The sequence below is a fragment of the Variovorax sp. RTB1 genome (assembly GCF_035018765.1).
Taxonomy (GTDB): domain Bacteria; phylum Pseudomonadota; class Gammaproteobacteria; order Burkholderiales; family Burkholderiaceae_C; genus Variovorax.
Map to the genome: position 1 here is coordinate 1 of NZ_JASJXG010000122.1, position 471 is coordinate 471.

Consider the following 471-nt stretch of genomic DNA (forward strand, 5'->3'; position numbering starts at 1 on the left):
CGAGAGCGCTTCCTCGCCCGAATCAGCGCGCGCAATCCCATCTCCTTCATGAGGCGCTGGACGCACTTGTGGTTGACAGACACCCCCAGCGAATTGCGCACCGCCGCTGTGATTCTTCGGTAGCCTTAGCAACCTTTGTGTTCATCGTAAACGGCGCAAACCTTTGCCTTCGAGCCGCTTGGCTCGGCACGGTGGATCGCCTTGCACTGGTAGTAGAAAGTGCTGCGCGCAAGCCCTGCTGCCCGCAGCAGGTGCGCCACTTTGTGGTGCCGCCTCAATCCGAGGATCAAGCGCGCTTTGTCGGTGCAACTGATCTCTTCGCCCGGATCAAGGCGTGCACTGTTTTTAAGTAAGCGAGCTCTGCGCGCGGTTGCTCGTTCTCTTCGCGCAGGGCGTCCGCCGAATCGGGGATGGCCTCGGGCGGTGTCTCTGAGCAACGTCGTTCTGGCTTTGTATCTGGCTTTGTATCTG

1 protein-coding gene and 1 pseudogene are annotated in these 471 nt (G+C 59.9%); both read right to left on the reverse strand.

The window, feature by feature from the left end:
* Positions 1-101 (reverse strand): IS3 family transposase (locus tag QN397_RS26850; RefSeq protein WP_416352375.1); only part of this gene is annotated, 101 nt, incomplete at its 3' end.
* A 24-nt stretch (positions 102-125) separates the two neighbouring features.
* Positions 126-471 (reverse strand): annotated as a pseudogene (locus QN397_RS26855) (hypothetical protein); the annotation flags it as partial.